This window comes from Pilosibacter rotomagensis (genome assembly GCF_045062245.2).
GTDB lineage: Bacteria > Bacillota > Clostridia > Lachnospirales > Lachnospiraceae > Pilosibacter.
On record NZ_CM170323.1, the window covers coordinates 448,115 to 471,133 of the forward strand.

The window sequence follows — 23,019 nt, forward strand, 5'->3', positions numbered from 1 at the left end:
ACATCATGCTTTCAATTACCTTAATTATATGGGAGAAAGAAGATGTGCGTTTTGATTTAGTGTGAGAGAACGAGACGTCGCGGAGCGTAGACAATCGAACCGTTCGAGCCCGGCAGGGCTTGAACATACAAAAAAAGGAGATATCCAGCGGATACCTCCTTTTTTGTATCATTGAAAGCACGAGACGGGATTCGAACCCGCGACCCTCGCCTTGGCAAGGCGATACTCCACCACTGAGCCACTCGTGCGTATCAGGTTACCATCATGATAGCATGGATCTTTTGAAGTGTCAAGATAAGAAAAGTGTGGTATACTGTGGAGGATATGAAAAAATTTACTGGTCAGGTCAGCACATGGAAGCAAAAGAGGAGAAAGCCATTGGAAACATCAGTAAGATCAAAGGAAATGGATATGTTAAACGGAGGACTGGCAGGAAAACTGATCCTGTTTTCGATACCGTTAGCGTTCAGCAGTATTTTACAGCAGCTGTTTAATTCAGCGGACGTTGCCGTTGTGGGAAGATTCGCGGGGGAACAGGCGCTGGCGGCTGTGGGAAGCTGTGTGGCGCTGGTTGGAATTTTCGTGAACCTGATCGTAGGACTTTCTGTGGGACCGAATGCAGCGCTGGCGAACCTTATTGGCCAGAAGAACCGCGGTAAGATCAACAGCATGGTCCACACGATCCTGACCTTCGGTGCGGTTCTCGGAATTGCGCTTCTCGTGATCGGAGTGCTGGTGGCAAGACTGGTCCTTGTGGCATCCGGAACGCCGGAGACAGTGCTGGATCAGGCACTCTTATATATCAGGATCTATTTTGTGGGAATTCCGTTTATGGTCGCGTACAACTTTGGTGCTGCCATTGTCAGAAGCTACGGTGATACGAGGAGACCAATGTGCTACCTTATCGTGTCCGGCGTGCTGAATGTAATTTTAAACCTGCTCCTTGTGATCGGATTCCATCTGGGAGTTGCGGGCGTTGCCATCGCCACGGTGATCTCCAACGTGGTCAGCACATTCCTCATTATCTCCCATCTGTACCGCAGGAATGATGAGTTCAGCTTCCGGTTTGACAGGATGCGGATCGATACAAATGAGCTGAAAAAGGTGCTGGCGATCGGTATCCCGGCAGGAATTCAGGGTGCGATCTTTTCTGTTTCCAACGTGTTTATCCAGAGTGGGATCAACATGTTCGGTGAGGCGGCCATCGCGGGTTCATCCCTGGCGCTGAATTTTGAGTATTTTACATATGATATTGCAGGTGCATTTGCCCAGGCGGCGGTTACATTTACAAGTCAGAACTTTGGTGCGGGCAACATGAAGAGATGCAGAAAGATCTTCTGGCTCTGCCTGCTCTTTGGATTCGGATTTACGGAGATCCTCAGCGTGATCTTTATCGTGTGGGAAGATTTTTTCGTCAGCATCTATACGACGAGCGCTGCGGTGGCGGCATACGGGATCATACGAATGGATCGTGTGTGTGCCTTGGAAGGTTTAACTGCGACATATGAGGTTGCCAGTTCCTGCCTGCGAGGAACTGGAAAGTCTCTGGAGCCATCCGTCATCACGATCCTCGGTACGGTCGTATTCCGCCTGATCTGGCTCACAACGATATTCCGCATGTTCACGACTTATGATATGTTGATGAATGTGTATGTGGCGTCCTGGCTGTTTACGGGATGTTCAATGTTCGTGGTCTACTTCTTCCATATGAGGAAGATGGATAAGCTGTTTGCGGCAAGATAGAGAGAAAAAACTGTTACTGTCTGCATCGTTCGTAAATAATAAAAAAGCGTTTTCCTGCGGTATATCAGTTGATGAGATGCCCGGACAGGAGAACGCTTTTTAAAGTTAAAGACCTGCAGATCAGATGATCTGGTTGAGAAGTTATAAGTCAGTTGGAACGCTTTTCCTGACTTATAAGTGAATGATCTTCGCCCCCAGAAGTTCTGCGTCATCCTCCGCATGGGTAGCGATGATCAGGAGCTTTCCGGCGCAGAGCTCTTTGACCAGATCGATCGTGAGCTGCCTTGTATCGGCGTCCAGTCCGGTAAAAGGCTCATCCATGAGAATGATCTCAGACGGTGCGAGGATCGCGCGCAGGATCGCGACACGCCTCTTCATGCCGCCGGAGAATTCACAGACAGGCTTATTCAGGGCGTCTTCCGGGAGAAGACGGAGCAGGTATGCGGTCAGAGCTTCGCTGGAATATCGCTTTCCAAGAGCGAAGCGGAGGTTTTCAATGGCGGTATAGCCTTCCAGAAGACGGTTTTCCTGAAAAACTGCGGAGATCAGGGGACGCATTCCCCGGATCTTGCAGGGATCAGATTTTGATACCGTGCCGGAAGATGCTTTTATATCGTTATTGCCGGGATTCTCTGCCGGTGTACCGAACAGGATCACACCGGAATCCGGCTTTTCAAGTCCGAGGACCAGACGGAACATTGTAGTCTTTCCGTTTCCGGATGGTGCCATCAGACAGTAGAAAGTTCCGGAGGAAAATTCTAGGGAGAGATCGGAGAGAACCGGCTGTCCGTCGTAGGATTTGGTGACGGAGCGGAGCGCGAGAGCAGTGTCATTTTTTTTATTTATCGGACTCATTCACATAGGCCCCCTTTCCGGCACATTTCTTCAGAATCCACAGGAATCCCTTTTCAAACAGACTGCTCACAAGAATGATGACAACCGTCCACGCGAAGAGCTCCGCGGTGCTCAGATAGATCTTCGCGAGATACAGCCCCTCGCCGATGGAACCGTCCGGCACACCGATGACTTCGGCGGCGATCCCGGACTTAAATCCCATGCCGAGGGCGGTGCGGCAGGCGCTTTTTAAGTACGGGTAGAGTGCTGTGCGGTAGATATAGAACGCCCGGCGGATAAACGGGACGTGGAAGACTTCCGCCATCTCTAAAAGTTCCCGGTCCGCAGATATCAGCCCGGCTTTCGTGTTCACATGGATCATGGGATAGACCACGAGGAACGAGATAAAGACGGAGAGGTTTTTAGAGCCGGTCCAGATCAGTGCCAGGATCACGAAGGACGCGACGGGAACCGTCTTCATGAGCTGCACCGGCGGCTCTAAGAATTCGTCCACGATGGGAAAACGGTACGCCAGAGATCCGGTGAAAAGTCCCAGAAAAAACGCCAGAAAGAATCCGATGCTGATCCGCCAGAAAGAAAACGCGATGGCGGACCAGAAATCCGGGAGCAGGATCTGTTCACAGAGCGCCCGCAGCGTATCGACAGGTCCAACAAGGAAAATATGATTCCGGATCAGGGAGGCTGCGGTCTGCCAGAGGATGATCCAGAACAGGATGATCGAGAGCCTGCGGAGAAATCCGGGAAAACGATGATCCATGGCGGCTGTCTCCTTTCATAAAGTGTAATAAAAATCAATGCTGTTTTCCAGCGGTTGAATTTCTTCATGTAATCGTAATAATAAAATTATAGTAACTATTCAGTGCCTTCATAGTTACGTGCAAAAATCCATTCCAGATCAGCTTCGCTGATGGGATTTTTGCCTTCCAGCCTATGTTTTCTTACGGTCAGCGCAGCAAGTGCGCAGACCTACTGAACAGTTACAAATTATAACAGATATTTCTCATGGCTCAAGCTATTAAACTGACTTATGTAAACTAAATTCCGTGAGAATAAACGGCGATATAGAAATGAGGTATGACTGTTTTGCCAGCCATACCTCGTTTTTCACAGTCGGCATGAATGCTTGTAACTGTTGAGAACTTTCGCAGTCACAATTACTTTATATAGTAGAATCCATCATCTGGCAGCTCACCGCCGACGGAGGCCGAGTTCTGGTCGTACAGAGCCTGAAGGTAACCGGAAAGTGCTGTTTTCATCTCATCACCGGAGATGAAGGTGATATTGCAGTAAGGAAGCGCTTTTTTCGCGATCGGAGCCTTTGCGACGATCTCAGCCTTTGCGATGAGCTCGGCTGCGGCATCCGGATCCTCCGCAGTGAAGGCGATGGATGCCTCATGTTCCTGTAAGAACGTATCGACGAGATCCTCGTGCTCCTTTAAGAAATCATTGTTTACAATGGTAACACCTGTTACAAGACGGCTTCCGGAACCGTCACCCTGGACGTTATCCCACTCTTTTGTGAGGTCCATGATGATGGAGAGCTTTTCGTTCTGGGCGAGAGCGGCAGTTACGAAAGGCTGCGGAAGAAGACCGATGGCGTTCGGATCCTCAGCGAGGACGGAAGCAACCTCAGATGCCTCGGACTTGAATTCAAGAGTTACATCATCCTCTCCGAGTCCTGCGGCGGAGAGCACATAGCGGAGTGCGTATTCCGGAGTAGTTCCCTTTCCCGGAAGATATACGGTCTTTCCCTTTAACTGATCGATCGTTGTCACGGAGCTGTCGGCAGATACGAAGTAGAGAACGCCGAGAGTGTTGATATCGATCACGGAGATATTTTTGTTTGTCTTATTGTAGAGAACGCTTGCGACGTTCGCCGGAAGCAGGGCGATATCGACTTTTCCGCCTGCGACCATGGCGGTCATCTCGTCAGCCGCGGTGACCATAGTGAATTCGTAGCTGTTCTCGGACTCCCCGTTTGCGGCCTCATCCATGAGCTTTACAAGTCCCATGGTTGTCGGACCCTTTAAACCGCCGACACGGACAACGGTCTCATCGCCGGTGTTTTCAGCGGCGGACTCGGAAGCAGCTTCCGTTGTGGTTTCCTCAGCAGCCGTCGTTGTCTCCTCCGCGGAAGAAGCGGCAGCTGTTGTTTCGGTTGTGGATGATGAGCAGCCTGCAAGGAGAGATCCCGCGATCGCGGCAGCCATCATGACGGATAACATTTTTCTCATATACTTAGTTCCTCCTGAAAAAAATCTGACAGACATGGACTTTTCTCATTGTCTGCATAAATAATAAATCCCCGGTATGCACACGAAAAGAGCATACTGGGGGGTATTTGCCATGGCAGAATTTTCCCGGAACAGATTCTTTTCGTCTTTTCCCTCAGGACAGATGACCTTTGGGGTTAGCACGACCGAACTAAATAGAATATATCATGGGGATTTGAGAATGTCAATCCAACATGAGATTGGGGAAAAACATGTTTTAAAGGCGAAGGCTGCATATGCCAAATCGAAAAATAATCGGAAGCGGAGCGACGGGAAAGAGGCGGAACCCGAACCTGACTTTGTGAAAAAAAGAGACAAAGAAATCGGTGCTGGGCAGCCGCATACTGCGAACAAATATCCGACACAGAAAGACAGAAAAACCCAGGAAAATACGAGGGATTTCGCTGCCTGTACTTTATTGTATACAATTTAAGAAAATAAGGTTTTTCCTCGGAATGCGTTGGATTATATACAATTTCCGACTTGCTTTGCAAAGGGGGATATGCGATAATATGATGCGAAAACATTAAAAATTAAGGTAAGATAGAGGATTCAAAATTTAGCATTCTGGTGATATGTCAAGAGTTTTTAAAAAAGATTTTGATATATTTTTCAGGAAAAAGGGTAACTTTAATAGACCTTCGGCGGAAAATCCAAAGGCGAACATCAGTTCTTGTTGATATTTGATTGAGTGTCCAGCTTTTCGCCGGTGTACAGTTGGTTTTTGACCAGCAATCCAAAAACAAGCCGTACAAGTTTACGAGATGTAAGCGCGAGTGCTCTTTTGTGCTGATGCTTGGTAACTTCAGCATATTTTTTTGCATAATACTCAGTGTATTCTGGCACATGCTTCCTGACGCTGTTAGCCGCTTCTCCCAGATAATAGCGCAGATACGGATTCCCGACTTTTGAGACTTGATTGTCCTCGGAAATAAAATCGCCGGAATCGTTTTTCAGCCAGTACAAACCGGCATACTTTGCAAGTGCATCGGATGAGTGGAACGCAGTTATGTCGCCTATTTCGGACAGCATGCCGGAGGCCCATACCGGTCCGATACCGGGAATGGACTTCAGGATAAGAAACGCATTCGGGTTCATCCCATTGATGCACTTTTCAATTGCCTGCTCTATCAGTTTTATTTCTTTTTGATAGGCCTGGATGCAGTTAAATGAGCTTGCAAGTGAAATATTCAGTGGTTCATACATGCATTGATCCAAACGGTACGAGTCCCTTGCGGCTTTCCGCAAAAGCTCGGATGTCCTGGATATGTCAGAAATACGGTTCCTGCTTTTTTCAGCGAGGAACGAAAGGAGTTCTTCCTCTGAGAGGTCGATGATCTCCTGGGGGGACAGGAACTCCGTCAGTATGGCAGAAGATGTTGCGCCGTAAATATTGCTGAACGGCTTGTTATCACCCTCAAGAAGCTGCAGTTCGCTGAACTTCAGATACAGGTTTGAAACCATGTAGGTCTTTTCCCTGGTAATGCATTCTGACAGGTGCATGCGATGCCTGGTAAGACGCTTCAGGGCGATAAACTGGCCGCCGCGCCAAGGCTCAAGCTTTTTCGTCCTGCCGACCCTTGCGAAGTCAGCAATGAGAAAAGCATCGATAGGATCCGTCTTTTCCATTCCGATATAGGATTTACGGTAATTGGATGTAGCCTTGGGGTTGACACAGAAAACATAGGGCTTGTACGGCATAAGCGTCTCACATGTAGAAAGAAAATTTGCGATATGGACGCTGTAAACAGAGGTAGACTCTAAAGCAACGATGATTGTATCAAGGTTTTTATGTTTCTGCATGCATTTAGCGATCATATCGGCAAGTTCATCAGCGCCGGGCTGATTGTTGCCAAATGAGGATGAGATGTACTTGTTTTCTTCAAAATCCATGGCATAGACCGCATTGGATTTTGAGCTTACATCAATACCTACAAACAAGGTGGACATATAGTTGATCTTTAACAAGATATCACATCCTTTCCGATCTGGATTTGTGGAGCCTGAAGTAAAAGGTTTATCCTGTGCTGCATATGGTGACCGAAGCCTCGCGCAATGAGCATGCACCCGGCCAGCCTTTCTTGCTGGAGCTACGGCGGGGGACGAAAATTCTGTGTTAGCGGAATGTGCCATATGTGCCAGGCTGAATGCTAAAAAAGCAGTCACGGCCAAAGCCGGCTGAAAGGAGGAAAAGCAGTGCCTTCGGACATCAGACTCTGCCTGATATCATAACACAGGATGAATCATATAAAAAGTAACTGTTGACCGTATGGATGGGATTCAGGATGAGGGGAGTTCCTCTTGGATGTCCTTACCATCTATACCCATAAAAAGAATAAGTTCATAAGCGATATTTCTTGCCTACGAACTTATTATACGAGGAGGAAATGGTATGAAAACCAACGATGAGGCACTGCTTAAGATCAAGTATGACGTGCTGCGCACAGTTTCCAAGCTGGCTTTCGAGGGCAGACTCGAGGAAGAGAGAGACAATATCCCGTTCAAACTGATCCCGGGCCCGAAGGCACAGTTCCGCTGCTGTGTATACAAGGAGAGAGAGATCATCCGTCAGAGAATCCGTCTCGCGGAGGGAAAATGTCCGAGTGACAAACAGAGCGACAATATCATTCAGGTCATCTCTTCTGCATGTGAGGAGTGTCCGATCACAAGATTCGTTGTAACCGATAACTGTCAGAAATGTATGGGTAAAGCCTGCCAGAACGCATGTAACTTTGGTGCGATCTCGATCGGCCGTGACCGTGCCCATATTGATCCGAGTGTCTGTAAAGAGTGCGGACGCTGTGCTCAGGCATGTCCGTACAATGCGATCGCTGAGCTGATCCGTCCGTGCCGCCGTGCATGTCCGGTAGATGCGATCACAATGGATCCGGAGACCGGAATCTGCCAGATCGATGAAAAGAAATGTATCCAGTGCGGTGCCTGCGTAAGAAGCTGCCCGTTCGGTGCAATTTCCTCCAAGGTATATGTTGTACAGGTGATCGAGGCGATCAAGGCCGGCAAGAAGGTCGTTGCCATGGTTGCTCCGGCTGCTGAAGGTGAGTTCGGCCAGGATATCACAATGGAGAGCTGGCGTACTGCATTAAAGAAGGTTGGCTTTGCCGATATGGTAGAGGTTGCCGCCGGTGCTGATATGACAGCAGCGTACGAGGCAATGGAATGGGCAGAGGCATTTAAGGAAGGCAAGAAGATGACGACCTCCTGCTGTCCGGCATTCGTAAATATGATCAAGAAACACTATCCGACTCTGATCGATAATATGTCCACAACGGTATCCCCGATGTGTGCGGTATCCAGAATGTTAAAAGCGATCGATCCGGAGACCGTTACCGTATTTATCGGACCGTGTATGGCAAAGAAGTCTGAGGCGGCTGACAAGTCCATCGAGAACAATGCAGATTATGTTCTGACCTTCGGTGAGGCCATCGAAATGCTGCGCGGAAAAGAAGTTGAGCTTGAGCCGGCTGAGGAGACAAAGCAGGAAGGCAGTGTCTTCGGAAAACGCTTCGGCAATGGCGGCGGCGTGACAAACGCAGTGATCGAGTGCTTCAAGGAAAAAGGTGAGAGCGCTGACGTTAAGGTTGCGCGCTGCAGCGGTGCGGCTGAGGTTAAGAAAGCCCTTCTTCTTCTCAAGGTCGGCAGACTTCCGGAAGATTTCATTGAGGGTATGATGTGCCAGGGCGGCTGCGTAGGCGGACCGAGCAACCTGAAACAGGAGATGACATTCAAGAAAGACCGCGACGCTGTGATCGCCAAAGCAGACGGCCGCGGAGTATGGGAGAACTTAAAGAATTACGATATGGATTCCTTCTCCATGCATCGCAGCTACGAGAAGCCGGAGGCTTAATGTAGGTTTACATAACATATGAATATGGCAGGGTGTCCGGCTGGGGCTGGCGGACATCTGTGAATAAAAGAACAGCATGTATTTTTCGGATCGGTTTCCGCGAAATGTATGCTGTTTTTTTTATGTAACAGGAAATTCTGAGGAATTCCCTATTACACAAAAGACCCTGACGGTGCCAATGATGCACACTTGCGTGAAACTGTAGATTGTCGCAAGCGACCGCGCGAGGCGCGAGAATGTGCCAAAGCACGATCTTTTATGTTCACAAAACGCTGCCGGATATGATAAAATGGAACCAGATCATTTCGGTATTACAGGGAGCATGGACATGGGGAAACTGAACGATATTTACATACAGGAAAGCCTGAAGGTAATCCTGGAAAGTATTCCGGAATATACGGTGACGACGGTGGTTGCCCCGATGGGATACGGAAAAACCACGGCGGTCACCAGCTTTTTAAAGGGACTTGGGAGCTCTGCGCTTATATTCCGCCTGAACATGCTGGCGGATGAGGGCAGTATCTTCTGGAGCAGCTTCTGCCGGAGCTTTCGGAATTTTCCAAAGCTGAGACAGGAATTCGTCGAGATGGGAATGCCGAAGAATGATGCGGCGAGAGCGCTGTTTCTTGAGATCCTGCTTGACGGTCTGGAGAGTGAGACGCGGGATATCTATCTGGTTTTAGACGATTTCCATCTTGTAAAAGAAGAGCCGATCCGGAAATTTCTCCTGTTTCTGATCAAACAGCTGCCGGAACAGTTCCGCCTTATCATCATGAGCCGGAGTGAGGTCTTTGAGGGACAGGAAAAGCAGGAGCTCGGACGCCGGCTTTTAGAGATCCGGAAAGAGGATCTGTGCCTGAAAAAACAGCAGATCTTTCAGTACGCGAAGCACTGTTCTGTCGATTTAAGTGAAGCTCAGGGAGAGAACTTAAGCAAAATGACAGAGGGCTGGATCTCCATGATCTATCTGAATTTTAAGGAGCTTTCTTCGAGTGGACGGCTGCTTTCGGATGGAGAGTCCATCTATGATGGAATGAGAAAGCTGTTTTTTGACACGGTAGACGAGCTTCATAAAAAATTTCTCCGGGTCATGTCCGTGTCAGACGGATTTACCGCGGAACAGGCGGAGTTTTTATGGGGAGCTTCTTGTGAAAAGCTTCTGGAGGACCTGACTGCGGGAAACGCGTTTATCAGCTGCGACCGGACGACGGGAATCTATCGCTATCATCATATGTTGCTTGCATGTGCGAGGGAGGCGTTTTGTGAGCTTCCAAAAACGGAGCAGGATCAGTATTTACGGAATCTTGGCCGTTGGTATATGAAAAATAAAGAGATCCCGGAGGCGATCGAGACGTTTTACCGTGCCGGAGACTATGATTCCATGCTTGGGGCGTTGGAGACGACCCAGTCCTCCTGGCAGAGCAATGAGTACCGGAACCGGTTAAAGGTCTGGCTGGAACATTGTCCGCCGGAGATCTTAAAGAAGCATTATCTGGCTCAGATCATCTGTATGCGGCGGTTCTTTTTCTTTGGAATGATGCCGGAGATGATGAAGATGAAGGAATTTTTCCTTTCCTGCATGGAAGAGCCGGAAGATATCGACGAAAAACAGAGAAACCAGTATTTCGGTGAATTTTATATGAATATGAGCTTCCTGGAATACAACAAGATCTCCGCTATGAGCATCCTTCACCGGAAAGCGGGAAGCCTGATGAGGGAGAAGGCGGTGACGCTTGATACCACCAACAGCTGGACGTTTGGTTCGCCGTCGGTATTGTGGCTGTATCACAGCGGCAGCGGATCCCTTGACCGGGAAATGGACGAGATGTATGAGTGCATGCCGTATTATTACCGCCTGACACAGGGACATGGACAGGGGGCAGAGCACATGATGGCGGCGGAGGCTGCTTTTGACCGGGGGATGGATGCAGATGCGCTGATCGCCATGGAAAAGGCAGTGGACGCGGCAAAGCGCTACGGCCAGTGGGGGATCCGGACCTGCTGTCTCTTTTTGAAGATGCGGATGGCAGAAAAGAATGGCGGGTTTGAGACGCTCGAGGAGGAGAGGAAAAGCTTCCGCCGGGAGCTGATGGAAAACCGCCAGTATATCATGATCCACAGTCTGGATCTCTGCGACAGCTTTATTTCGGCTCTGCGCGGGGAGACGGAGAAGATCGTGCCGTGGGTTGCGAATGGTCTCCTGGAAAGCTCCTCCGTGTTAGGGGCAGCGATGGCATCAGCGTTTACGATCTACCATCAGGTTCTGCTGGCGCGGGGAGAATACTCAAAGCTTGCGGCGAGAAAAGAAAGCATGGAAAAGCAGTTTCTCGGAAGCCGGGTGGTCTATGTCATGCCTGCGATCTATCTGGAGATCCAGCTTGCAGCGGCATTTTCACACCTTGGAAAGGAACAGGAGGCGGAAACGGCGCTAAAGAAAGCCGCGGAACTTGCCTTTGTTGACAGGATCTACATGCCGTTTGTGGAAAACCTGGATCAGATCCCGGCAAAGCTGTGGAAAACCCTTTCGGATGTGTCGGCTTATCAGGATGATCTGCGGCAGATCGCCGGGATCTGCGGGCGTTATAAGGGAATGACGCTCCCGGGAGCTCCCGGACATGATCTCTCAGGGCTTTCGGAGCGGGAGCTCGAGATCGCCAGACTGGCAGCGGAATACATCAGCAACCAGGAGATTGCCAGACGCCTGTTCCTGACCGAAAACACAGTAAAGACCCACATGAAAAACATCTATGCAAAGCTGGAGATCGGCGGCAGCAGCCGCGATAAAAGGCGGCAGCTGGAAAAGCTTTTTCAGTGAAAAAAATCCCTCAAAGGTTACTACTTAGGGGTGAGGACATGAAAAGAAAGCTTCTGTACAATATATGTATAGAGGCTTTTTTTGTGCAACAGCTTCTGAAGAATTCCAAAACACACAAAAAGGTAGATTCTTTTTTATGCAGCAGGAGATCAGATTTTGGGGAGGGATCATATGAGAAAGAAATGGAAATCGCGGCTGAGGCAGGGGACAGCAGTCCTTCTTGCGGTTGCTATGGCGGCCGAGGGCGGTATGCCGGCATACGGTTATATCAAACCGAAAAGCGGCAGACAGACCGTAGCCGGAAATGACGGAACAGGGATCAGTGAGACGGAAGACTGGATCGAAACATTTCCGAACGGTGTCTTTGCGTTTAAGGACAATGCAGTTTACTTAAAAGAGGGAGAGAAAAAGGAAAAGAAGCTCACGGTGTACCGTCTCGGCGGCCGGGATGGGGAGGCAACTGCCCATATCGCCCTGACACCTGCTGCGGCAGAGATGGAGGAAGATGGAGGAGAATTAAACACCGCGAACGCAGTGAGCTGGAACGATGTGAAGCTTAGGGTGGAGGATCCGGTCGGTACCGAATGGATCGCGACTTCGAGCTCTGCGGAGGCTGCAAGAGTGTCCTACACGGAGCTTGACACAGAGGCGGAGGACCCGTTTGGCACCTTATTCGTTGACCTTACCTTTGCGGATGGTGAGTGGGTAAAGGATATCCTGATCTCCGCAGTGGACGATGATGAGCATGAGGCAGAGGAATTTCTTCTGGCTATGATCTATGACGCCTCCGGGGCGGAATTTAACGACTCCGCAAACCGTCTGACGGTATGCGTTACCGATAATGAAGAAGCGATCGACAGTGAGATTGGCTTTGAAGTGTCGGACCTCCGTGTGGACCGGTCAGAGGGACAGGCACAGCTTGTCTTAAAACGCACCGGCGGTATCCAGTATGTGAGCCAGGTGGATTATTACACAGAGGATGGAACTGCGGAAGCCGGAAAAGACTATGTGAAGGCAGAAGGCAGCACCGGATTTGCGGGCGGGATCGATACGACGACGATCACCGTGGAGCTGATCAATGACGGGGAAGCTTCTCTTGATGAGGCGGACGATGTGACATTTACAGTCCATCTGAAGAATCCGAAGGCGGCGACACTGGCGGACGGTGGGGATACCATCGAAGTTTCCCTTTATAATACGAACAGTGCCGACAGGAAAAATCTTGCGACGCTGACCTACCTTCCGGATGCGGAGGACGCGTCAGATCGTCTTGTGATGAGTGATGAGGCACTTGCTCCGGCAGAGGGAGATACCGTTCTGGCAGAGGTTGTTGAGAATGCCGGGGAAACGGTGGAAGCGCTCGATATTACGCCGGTTCTCGGTGATGCCGAGAGCCAGCCGATGACACGGACATTCCTCTACGGGGACGCGCTCCAGTTTGGAAGCAATCAAGGATCATGGAAGCAGTATGCCCGGATCGCCGGTTCGGCTCCGGGGGCATCTGACGATGTAAATGGATACGCAAACGCGGACTCCAGACGGAAGGAGGGAGAAGGAGGCTCCAACTGGTACTGGAAGTACGGAAGGTATGTGGATTCCGGTACAGATAGGGATAGGACAAATTTCACATTTTCCGACAACGGATGGAAGATCGCAACAAACAATACGATCTACGCGAGACTCTATATCGATCATCTGTATGATAAATATGAGTCACTCTATGTGGACAGTGACTATACATCCCACAAAAAAGCGGGAAAATACAATGCGACCTTTGCTTATGTCGGAAACCTGAATGATAAGTATCCGAAGGATATGGCCTATGGTGACGGACAGGACAATGTAAAAAGGTTTCTCAGAAATGAAGCCGCGGACAGCAATGTCATGTTCCGGAATGATGGTACCTTTATCTCAGAAAATTCCGGAAATTATAAGCGAAAAGCATTCTATCTCGGCGGACAGGCCGGATGCGGAAGTGATGCGAGGACATCAAACACGAAAGCAACCGTAAACCTGTGGCAGGCAGTGACAAGCGGAAGTGTGTCGTATGATACACTGAAAAACTACAATTATCTGTACATGCGTGTTGAGTCCCAGGCAAACAAGAACATTACCGGAAGACAGCAGATCAGGAATGCGTATTTAAAACGAAATGCGTTTACGGACAACCCGATCCTGCGGATCCATACGGCGGATGACCAGATGCTGGACGATCTTCGCAATTTTGGTTCCGATGCAAAGAGCGAAGCGGCGGATCGATTTATCCGGAACAAGCTTGCCCCGTCCGTCAGGATCGAGGACGGCGGTACGGATGAATGGGGAAATCTGTACGTAGGCAGCCGGCTGAAGCTGACGGAAAACAGCCAGAGCGGCATCTATAAGTTCCATGACACGGTACGTTTGATCGACTGCCGGAGCCAGAAGATCGTGAATACGGCAATGCCGGATGGAAAGTCAGCGTCGATCACATTACTGCGGAATGACAATGAGCTGACAAACAGAAATGATAATTACTATGTGGACGTTCCGTTAGACAGAACGCAGAATTTCGTCTTAAACTTTTCCGCATCCATCGATAAGGACAATGACGGAAATAAGACGGCTGAGGAATATGAGTCCACAAAGTCCGGTCTGGAGAGTATGCTGAAACATGCAACGATCACCCAGGGCGTGTACGATAAGAATCTTACAGAAGGGACCCATAAATATTATAAGGACCGGACGGTTGCCTTGGAAGGTCTTACAGTAAAGGATAACACCTTCTTCCTGTCCGGTGTGAAGAACTTAAAGTCTGTCAATTTCCATCTGAAGCATGACGATGTGATCCTGTTCAACGGTGAACTGTATCAGGGCGACGAGGAGATCCCGGTAAGTCTTGCGGAGCTTTCCATGACGAAGCTGGAATTCCAGTTTTACGATTACACCGTTCTTGGACATGTACGCCCGATGGAGATCGGCAGCATCGCGGAGGCAGCTCTTTATGTAGACTATAATGAGAACGGAAAGGTCGATGTTACGCTGAATCCGGAGACAGGTCTCTATGAACTGGATGAGGTTGACGGAAAGACAGATCTCTTCGTTCAGGCACTTGTGGACGACAGCTATGATATCGGAACCCTTGAACCGGTGGTCATCGAAGGAAAGACGTATGACCAGCTGGTATTTGTCCGCTACAATATGATCCCGCGCTGTTTGAGAGTTCCGCCGGGAGCTTCTGCGGATGAGACCTGCCAGATCGTTCCGAACTTTACGACGATCGTGACAAACGAGGAGCAGAAGTCACGTCTCACAAAGGAAATGCAGTCTTATCGCCAGATCAACGGCGGCGACACGATGACACAGAAGATCTATACGGAAAAAGCTTCGGTAGGCTACGTTTCCTTCCCGCTTGGCGGTGATTATAATCCGGCAGAGTATAGCGGAAACACGGCTGACAGTAAGAATGCATATGTCTGGAAGCCGGAGTGGCACGGAGCGCTCTTAAAGGATTTTGAGAACCCGGGCGAGATCCGGCTGGATGATACGATGATGACCACGGACCAGTATCCGGCGGCAACGGAGAAAGACCAGATCAATGCGTATCTCGGAAGCTTCCATGGAAATGATACATATGCGCTGACGATCCTCTACCGGGATCAGCTGGAAAATTCCAGACTCGGAAGCTTTTATGCAAGACCGTCCAAGGGATCCTTCTCCTTCAATCAGGATGAGATGCCGGTGGTACAGGCGGATCCGGATATCGAGCAGTCCGGTCAGGGCTCAAATCTCTCAAAGACAGATCCGAAGATCAAGCTTCCGAACCTGAACCTTGGTTTTGGTCCTGCGGAGCTGATCATGGATGGTGATACCGTCGGATTTTCCATCGGTATTCCGCTTTACAGTAAGAAGACGGAAACCGAGTATGTGGAGAAGGGAAACAATCTTCCAAATTCCAAGGAAACACCGAAGATTGAGAAGATCAGTAAGACAAAGACGGGAAATACCTTTACGGAATCCAGAGACGCATTGAATGATATGAAGAATGCGGTTGGATTTGGAGAAAAGGGGGAAAACGCGATCTCCCAGCTTCGCGACGCGGCGAGCAGGAAATCGAATACCCAGACAACCGGAACATACGGTACGAACTATGTCAAACCACAGGGAAAGACCAGTGAGAAAGGCTTTGATCTTGCCCTCAATATGACCTTCCTGTGGAAATACAGCCAGATCAGCAACAAGTTTGAATTCCAGCAGGCCGCGTTCCTTCTGGCGGCGGGCGGTTCTGTGAAGATGACAGTCTATCCGGAGCCTGTCCATATTGTATATGTGTTTGTTGTATTTGGCGCAGATCTTGAAGTCCAGACAGGGCTGGAGGTCGAGGAGTATACAAAGGCGGATGGCACAAGGGGAAGTAAGGTGATCTTCTCCGGTGTTGAGATCAGCCCGACGGTCTATATCGAGGCAGGCGGCGGTGTCGGCGTGGAGGTCGCAAATGTAGAGCTTTACCTGAAGTTCTCTGTGGCGATCGCAGCATCCTTTGGAACAAAAGACGCGGCAGCAAGCTTTGATAAATTTGTAACGACCGGTGCAGTCGGCATGAGGATCACACTTCTTTTCTTAAGCTATGAGATGGATCTCATCGGCTATGAGACTGGCTATGATAAGAGCCGATCTGATGACGGAGAGAACACATGGTTCTTCCGCTGGCATGCGCTTGGAGAGAATTTCGGCGGCGGGACAAGAAGTCTCATAAGATCGAGAAAGAGCATCGACGATGCCTACGAGGAACGTGGAATCCACATCCTGTGGCCGGAGGATCGGGAATACGACCAGTGGATCTATGCGCCGGAGGACAATCTTCCTGATCCGTCCTCAAGAGCGATCCAGTTAAATGATATGCCGTTTGAGGTCAGCGGTTTCGGTTCTTCCGCCAGTGCCTATAAGCTGGCAGAAAATCTTGGAAGTGGTACAAGATACCAGCTTCTCACCTGGACGGACGATCAGGGAGAGGACCATAACTACCTGCTCTATGTGATCAGCAAGGACCTGACAAAGGACAGTAAGGAACGCGACAACAACATGCAGGACAGTAAGCTTGTCCTTTCAGAGCTTGTATCAAAATCGGAAGCAGGAAATACGGGGCTTGGTCTTGTAAATCCGTTTAAGCCGGATGACAATGAGCTGTATGTCGTTGTAGACAAAAATCTCGGAACTCCGGACGCAGCGGGAGATCTGGACTTTTACGGTTCTGTTGACAAAGACGGAACGCTCCATGTTTCATGGGCGAGCTATAAGGGAACAGGTCTGCTCCCGCAGAATGCGTCCCCGTCCAATGCAGCTTATCTCATGAGCCGGAATACGGTTGTAAAAACAACGAAGATTCAGCTCGGCGGAACTTTGGAAGATGAGAATGGTCGTGTAACAGAGACCGTACGGGAGTGGAAAGCAAGCGATTCCAACGGCTATCGCTTCCAGCCGGTTTCCGCAGGTGACGATCTTGTGGTATTCTCCGAGGCACATCCGTACGATGCGAATGCGCTTGAAGAGCGGAAAAATGCGTATGACGAGTACTTCAATACCCGGGACGGCGAGACAATCGACAAAGATCACACGGAAGGAAGCGGGGATCCGCACGCGGCGGCAAATGCGGCGGTCAACTATGATATCGACCGTGTATACGGAGATTATTCGTTCTTAAACTTTGCAGTAGCAAGCCCATCCGATGCCTCCAGAGACTGGAAGGTCTATGTGGCAAGCCCGTCCAATGCATGGAAGCAGAATTACACGAGAATCGACAGCATCGTGATGCGGAAGGCAGAAGGCGAAGGTGTTTACTACCTTGCATACAGCACGACAGGCACACAGGTGGATGGAGACAGCGAGAAGAGCAATGTAAAGCAGCTCTTCCTGCAGAAGGTAACGTTTGATCCGGATGGCGGTGTACCGGAAATCGGCACGCCGGTTCTTCTGTACACACTGGTGGATAACGATAAGGATTCAACAAAAGATGGAAGCTACAGCGGCGGAAGTCTTGTGGAATCCTTCGAAAATCCGTATTTTACGAACTTAAACTTCCTTCATGGGGCGCTTCACATGTCCGATGATGGAACGACGCCGGAGGCGGAAGATTTCTTCCTGTTCGGCATGAACGGAAATACGTATGTGATTGATGAGCGTGGTGTGGAGACACTTTTGAATGGCAACGGCACTGTATCTGTGAAGCCATTCTTTACCCCGTCGACCTATCAGGATTCCGACGGAACCGTGCGCCAGGAAGCCGATGTCCGCTCCGATGTGATCATTGGGGCAGACGGAGATGGAAATATTTCAGCAGTTTATACGGATACTGTTCCGGATACGGTCAATAATGCGCTGTATATCAGCCGTTATGACGCAAAGGTCAAAACCTGGGGTGCGCCGGTGATGCTGGCGATGAACCACATGCAGGTCTATGAGGATACTGCAGGAAGCGGACTGGATCATGAGACAATCCGGGACTACTATTTCGATAAAACCCACAATGGCGGCATGAACCGGTTCCTCTTTGCGGCACCGTCAATCGCTCTCGGACAGAAAAAGTCCGCGGCAGTGATCACTCCTGATACAGGAGATGATGAAAACGGCGGCATGGCGGGACAGACAGCAGCCGGCAGTGATGACGGCGATGTGGCCGATGTTTTACAGGATGCGAAAGAGGCAACTCTTCTTATCGTGACAAAGGGTACATTGACGGAACTTACTAAGGCGAAACCGTATAAGAACCGTGAAGGTAAAGAGGTAACGGAGATCATCCCGGCGACAAGAAACGGCCGCATGGCATCTGATACCGGTTATTACGCGATTTCCTACGGAATCGGAACCCAGAAGATCGGGGAAGCTTCCCTGAAGTTTGACTCCTACAATTTCGTGGAGGGCGCATGCCTGACACCTCAGATCTCTTTCCGGAACAGCGGAGATACGGCGATCCGTGCGAGCGAGGCAAATCCTGCAACCATCAGACTTATGGCAGCGAAGCTTAACGAGGATGGTTCCGTAAACGGAGAGGCGAAGGAGCTCATGAGCTGGACGGTGAAGGAGAATATCCTCGCAGGCGCGAAGGCAGATACCTCGGAGCTTGTGGATGCGTCCGGTCTGAAAGCCCAGACGAAAGCACTTCCGGCAGGGATCGATGAGATGACCCTGTACTTTACGATCTCGGAGGATCAGAGCTATTTCCATGATAACGCGTTCTCCTGGAGCTCAGTCGGAACGGCAAATGCAAGCTATGTTGTCGGGAAAAAACCGGAGCTTGGCTTTGGCTATCTGAAGGTCGGAGCGGAAGGTCACACGACGATCACGACAAGAAGCCGGACAAGAGCGGCGGGAGAGCCGACGGTTGAGGTTTATGTGGATATGCAGATCAACAATACCGGTACGGAAAACGCTGAGGGTCTGAAGATCAAGGTCGAGTATTCGAAGATCGAGGAGAAAGCCGGTGTTGAGGAGACGGTCTGGTATCCGGTTGATACAGAGGGAGAAGCCCTGATCGCCGGACCGGAGTGGAAGCTTGACAAGGCAACCTCTCTCTTCAGTCTCTTTAGAAGGAGCGCCGGCAGCGATGGAATCTTTACTCTGAAGGATCAGGACGGACATGCGGTCAACACCCTGAGTGCAAGATCCGCGATCAACGTGACAGGAACCATGAAGCTTCCGGTTTCCTGCTACGATGAGAAGGACCCGACAAAGTCCATGAATCTCAGATTTACGATTCTTGCCGGGGACGAGGCAGAGGGCTATGAGTACACAACCGACAATAACAGCCTTTACAGAAGTCTGGAGCCGGTCAGCCTCTTTGAGGTTCCGGATACCTTAAACCTGATCCTTGGAAATACCGTGGAGATCCCGGTGGGAATCAGCAATACAAGAGTGACGGAGGAACCGTCCGTGACGGTCCGTGAGGTCAGCGGTGCTGACGGAAGAGAGGAGAAGTATCTTGGAAGTCTCTTCTACAACGCGGATACAAAGAAGCTTACCATCACACCGGAGAAGACGGGAACCGGAATTATCCGTATCGCAGATCTGAAAACAGGTTCGTTTACTGATATGGCATTCGCTGTCAACACAGAGGGTGTCAACATCGTGACAACAAACCCTGCACTGACATTCACGGATGGAAAGGAGCCGTTCCGGGATGAGACCTCCTACAGCACCTTCACAGATGTATTCCCGTATATGAGAGACACCTGTAAGGGATATCAGAATGGAAAATTTACATTCGAAACCTTTGCGGACAACATGGATCTCTACTTTAAAGGAAAGGTAAAGGTTGCGATCCGCGGAAATGATTTCGGCTTTATCGAGACGGAATATGAGAGCGACAGCTTCTTCAATCCGGTTGCGGTGAACTTTGGAAACCATGAACTGAAAAAGTGCAAGGTGGAAGTCACAGTTACCGGTGAGATGACAGAATTCGATAAATATGTGGAATTTTATGGACCGCGGGGACTTGATTCCGATAAGAATCTTCAGGAGGAGATCGAAAAGAATAAGGATACGGCGGAGCCGTTGATCCTGTATGGAAAGAGTATCCCGAAAGCCGGCACGGTAAAGACCGGTGAGACGATCAAGTTTCCGGTATGGTTTGCGGACAATACGGGAATCCAGGCAGCGACGATTGACGGAAAGACAGCAGATCTCGTATCCAATACCGGAAACCGGCTTGCGAAATCTGAGCTTTCGATCAATAAGAACGGAACGTATCAGATCCTTGTCCGCGATGCGGCGGGACTTGAGACGAGGGAGACGCTGCAGGTCAACTGGTTTGATGAGAATGGAACACTAAAGAATGATTCCTGGCCGGAGGGCACCGTGGAGATCACGGATAAGGACGGAAAGGAACCGGCAGACGGAGAAAAGCTGGATGAGGGCAATGCGTATCTTGTATACACAAGCTCGGATGCAACCGATACTGCAAAGGTATCTGAGCTGGAGCTTTCTTCTAAAAAATCGATCAGCGAGAAGCAGGTTTTGGCAGAGCAGGAGGACTCATATCAGTTTGCACTTGCAAAAAATGGTATGTATATTGTCCGGTCCACAAATCGTGACGGACTTACGCAGCTGCAGATCATTCCTGTGGCAGACATCGATCTTGAGAAACCGGTTGTAAATGTTATGTGGATCAAGAAAGACGGCGAAGATAAGGTCTACATGGAAGTGGTTGCTCCGGACGCTGAGGAAGAGGAGAAAAAGGTTACCTGGGAACTTGTAGAGAGCGACGCTCCGGATGGAGGTGCGGATGAGATCCGGTTGAGTCAGAGTGATGATCCGACGGATTATATCCAAAATTACATCAAGATTCCGGATGAGGTCAAAAATTACTTTATTCTCAGGGCAACGACCGCTGACGGAAAGAAAACAGCACAGAAAGTTTATGATAATCAGGCGAAGCTTCGAAACATCGAATTTTCGTCAACAGGTCTCACCTGGGGAACCGAGTTTACACCGGAGATCACAAGCTATCGCATCAATGTAGGAAAGGATCAGGACGGAAATCCTGTGATCCCACAGATTGAGAAGGCGGAAAGCCTGACAGGACGGGGAACCGTTACGATCCGTCAGGCAGAAGCTTCGCAGGATAAGCGGACGGCAGAGATCATGGTAGAAGAAAACGGACAGACCAGGATCTACACGTTCCGCTTTACCGTAGATGGATGCACCTGTGGATTTGACGGACTTACGATCGCCGGGGAAGACGATCAGACGATCGAGACGGATAAAGACACCGTGGAGATCCCGCTGGAGCCGAAGGCGGAGCGGAAGACCTGTGATGTTGCCGGTCATATGGCAGCGCCGCTGACTTACACGTATGAGATCCTCTCCGGTGCGGATATCGCGTCTGTGGACCAGGATACGGGAATTCTCACTGTGAAGGATCAGGGCGATGTGAAAGTGAAGGCCACAGCGACAGGTGCTTTTGCGGGCAGCATGTCGGAGGAGAAGGAATTCCATGTGACGAAGCTCTGCGAGGCGAAGGTTGTGAATTATCATGGCGGAACTGTAACGCAGGAGAGCCAGTTATTGAAGAAAGGGGAGATATTTGAATCAGAGGCATCCGAAGGAAAAGGCTTTGTATTCCTCGGGTGGAGAATTGCCGGAACAGACGGAAATTATCTGAGCACGGATAAGAAGCTCGCAATGACCATGGAACAGTCCACAGAGCTGGAAGCAGTCTTCCGGGATGTGGAGGATCCGACCGGTGAGCTGATACTCGGGGAGAATTCCTGGAAGTCATTCTTAAATAAAGTGAGCTTCGGCCTGCTGTTTAAGGAAAATGTGGAAGTTGAGATCATTGCGGATGACAACGACCATGTGGCATCCATTGAGCACTACGAGTACAAGGTGCCGGAAGGAACCGGAAAAGAAGTGGAAGGGCTTACAAGAGAAGAGCTGGCGAACGTGGAATGGAAAGACTGGGCATGGGCTGACATTGAAGCGGACAGCAAGTCCATCGTCTATGCGAGAATCACGGATGATGCAGGAAATTATATTATCATCAACAGCCAGGGAATCATCGTGGACAGCACCGGGCCGAAGATCGAGCAGATCTATGCGAGCCGCTGGACTCTGACTCCGTATGAGATCGGCATCCGTATTTTAGATGATCTGACAGATGTTGCGAAAGTGACATATCAGGAATATGATCAAAAAGAGCAGGATCTGGAGCTTGAGGATGACGGAACTGCTGAAATCACCCTGTATCATGCGGGAAAATACAATGTAGTATTTAGAGCGTGGGATGAGACAGGAAATGAGAGTATGCTTACGATTCCGGTAGAACTTACGCAGGGTAGAAGCGGTGGATCAGCAAAAGAGCGCAATTCTGCGGCGGGGTCTGGAAATGGAACAGCCCGCAGAAAGAGACTCATGAAGATGGACGGAACGCTGGCGCGCAATGAGTGGGTATTTAAGAACGGTCACTGGTATTACGGTGACGCAGACGGATACACCCACATCGGATGGCTGCTCGATGCATCTGGACGCTGGTACTATCTGGACACAGACGGAAGAATGGCGACAGGCTGGAGATCCGTGAACGGAAAGTGGTATTATCTGGATGCGGACGGAAGAATGGCAACAGGCTGGAGATCCGTGAACGGAAAGTGGTACTATCTGAATGAGAACGGAGATATGGCAGCGGGCTGGATCTTTGTGAACGGACGCTGGTACTATCTGAACGCGGACGGAGATATGGCGATCGGCTGGATCCTTGTGAACGGAGTCTGGTATTACCTGAATCCGATGGCAGGAGTCCTTGATCCGGGTGGAAATCCGATACCGGAGGGCGCAATGTACGTAAGTGCAGTGACGCCGGATGGCTATCATGTCGGAGCATCCGGGGCGCTGATCGGAAGATAACAGACAGCGGCAGGTATCTGAAACGATATCTGCCGCTGTTTTTATGTGCTTTATTCAGGTTCGATAAGAATCCCACCTTTTTCAGGTGGTAGTAA

9 protein-coding genes and 1 tRNA gene are annotated in these 23,019 nt (G+C 50.0%); 5 read left to right on the top strand and 5 right to left on the bottom strand.

Translation table 11 applies throughout. The annotated features are described in order from the left end of the window. Positions 1-176 precede the first annotated feature (176 nt). Positions 177-248 (bottom strand) — tRNA-Gly (locus ACI3EW_RS02090). 130 nt (positions 249-378) lie between these two features. Here ACI3EW_RS02090 and ACI3EW_RS02095 point away from each other — a divergent pair. Beyond that, entirely contained in the window at positions 379-1,743 is a 1,365-nt protein-coding gene (locus tag ACI3EW_RS02095; RefSeq protein WP_405582078.1) for an MATE family efflux transporter, read from the top strand. A 171-nt stretch (positions 1,744-1,914) separates the two neighbouring features. Here ACI3EW_RS02095 and ACI3EW_RS02100 read toward each other — a convergent pair whose 3' ends face one another. From ACI3EW_RS02100 to ACI3EW_RS02110, 3 genes are all read right to left on the bottom strand, one after another. Beyond that, a complete protein-coding gene (locus ACI3EW_RS02100) occupies positions 1,915-2,598 on the bottom strand; it encodes an ATP-binding cassette domain-containing protein (RefSeq protein WP_405582075.1) in 684 nt (227 codons plus the stop codon). Further along, complete coding sequence (locus tag ACI3EW_RS02105; protein ID WP_405582072.1) at positions 2,582-3,355, bottom strand: ABC transporter permease; 774 nt, start codon at positions 3,353-3,355, stop codon at positions 2,582-2,584. Before ACI3EW_RS02105 ends, ACI3EW_RS02100 begins: the two co-directional genes overlap by 17 nt. Before the next feature lie 397 nt (positions 3,356-3,752). Continuing rightward, positions 3,753-4,832 (bottom strand): ABC transporter substrate-binding protein, encoded by a 1,080-nt coding sequence (locus ACI3EW_RS02110; protein WP_405582069.1) that lies wholly within the window; start codon positions 4,830-4,832, stop codon positions 3,753-3,755. Positions 4,833-4,944: 112 nt separating this feature from the next. On the opposite strand from ACI3EW_RS02110, the gene ACI3EW_RS02115 reads away from it, so the two are divergent. Continuing rightward, positions 4,945-5,304: a hypothetical protein gene (locus tag ACI3EW_RS02115; protein ID WP_405582066.1), complete on the top strand. Its 360-nt coding sequence runs from the start codon at positions 4,945-4,947 to the stop codon at positions 5,302-5,304. A gap of 233 nt (positions 5,305-5,537) precedes the next feature. On the opposite strand, the gene ACI3EW_RS02120 is transcribed toward ACI3EW_RS02115, so the two are convergent. Next, positions 5,538-6,839: an IS110 family RNA-guided transposase gene (locus tag ACI3EW_RS02120; protein WP_227117340.1), complete on the bottom strand. Its 1,302-nt coding sequence runs from the start codon at positions 6,837-6,839 to the stop codon at positions 5,538-5,540. Positions 6,840-7,263: 424 nt separating this feature from the next. Here ACI3EW_RS02120 and ACI3EW_RS02125 point away from each other — a divergent pair, with 424 nt between their 5' ends. The 3 genes from ACI3EW_RS02125 (at position 7,264) to ACI3EW_RS02135 (ending at position 22,924) form a co-directional block, all read left to right on the top strand. Beyond that, a complete protein-coding gene (locus ACI3EW_RS02125) occupies positions 7,264-8,736 on the top strand; it encodes a 4Fe-4S dicluster domain-containing protein (protein WP_215702174.1) in 1,473 nt (490 codons plus the stop codon). Between the two features lie 328 nt (positions 8,737-9,064). Further along, positions 9,065-11,551, top strand: a complete 2,487-nt coding sequence (locus ACI3EW_RS02130) for a helix-turn-helix transcriptional regulator (protein WP_485663259.1) — start codon at positions 9,065-9,067, stop codon at positions 11,549-11,551. Between the two features lie 171 nt (positions 11,552-11,722). Further along, complete coding sequence (locus tag ACI3EW_RS02135) at positions 11,723-22,924, top strand: Calx-beta domain-containing protein (protein WP_485663260.1); 11,202 nt, start codon at positions 11,723-11,725, stop codon at positions 22,922-22,924. Positions 22,925-23,019: the final 95 nt, after the last annotated feature.

Coding starts and splice junctions, on each gene's coding strand:
- ACI3EW_RS02115 (WP_405582066.1), top strand. CDS start 4,945: ATGGCAGAATTTTCCCGGAACAGATTCTTTTCGTCTTTTCCCTCAGGA.
- ACI3EW_RS02110 (WP_405582069.1), bottom strand. CDS start 4,832: ATGAGAAAAATGTTATCCGTCATGATGGCTGCCGCGATCGCGGGATCT.
- ACI3EW_RS02130 (WP_485663259.1), top strand. CDS start 9,065: ATGGGGAAACTGAACGATATTTACATACAGGAAAGCCTGAAGGTAATC.
- ACI3EW_RS02100 (WP_405582075.1), bottom strand. CDS start 2,598: ATGAGTCCGATAAATAAAAAAAATGACACTGCTCTCGCGCTCCGCTCC.
- ACI3EW_RS02125 (WP_215702174.1), top strand. CDS start 7,264: ATGAAAACCAACGATGAGGCACTGCTTAAGATCAAGTATGACGTGCTG.
- ACI3EW_RS02105 (WP_405582072.1), bottom strand. CDS start 3,355: ATGGATCATCGTTTTCCCGGATTTCTCCGCAGGCTCTCGATCATCCTG.
- ACI3EW_RS02135 (WP_485663260.1), top strand. CDS start 11,723: ATGAGAAAGAAATGGAAATCGCGGCTGAGGCAGGGGACAGCAGTCCTT.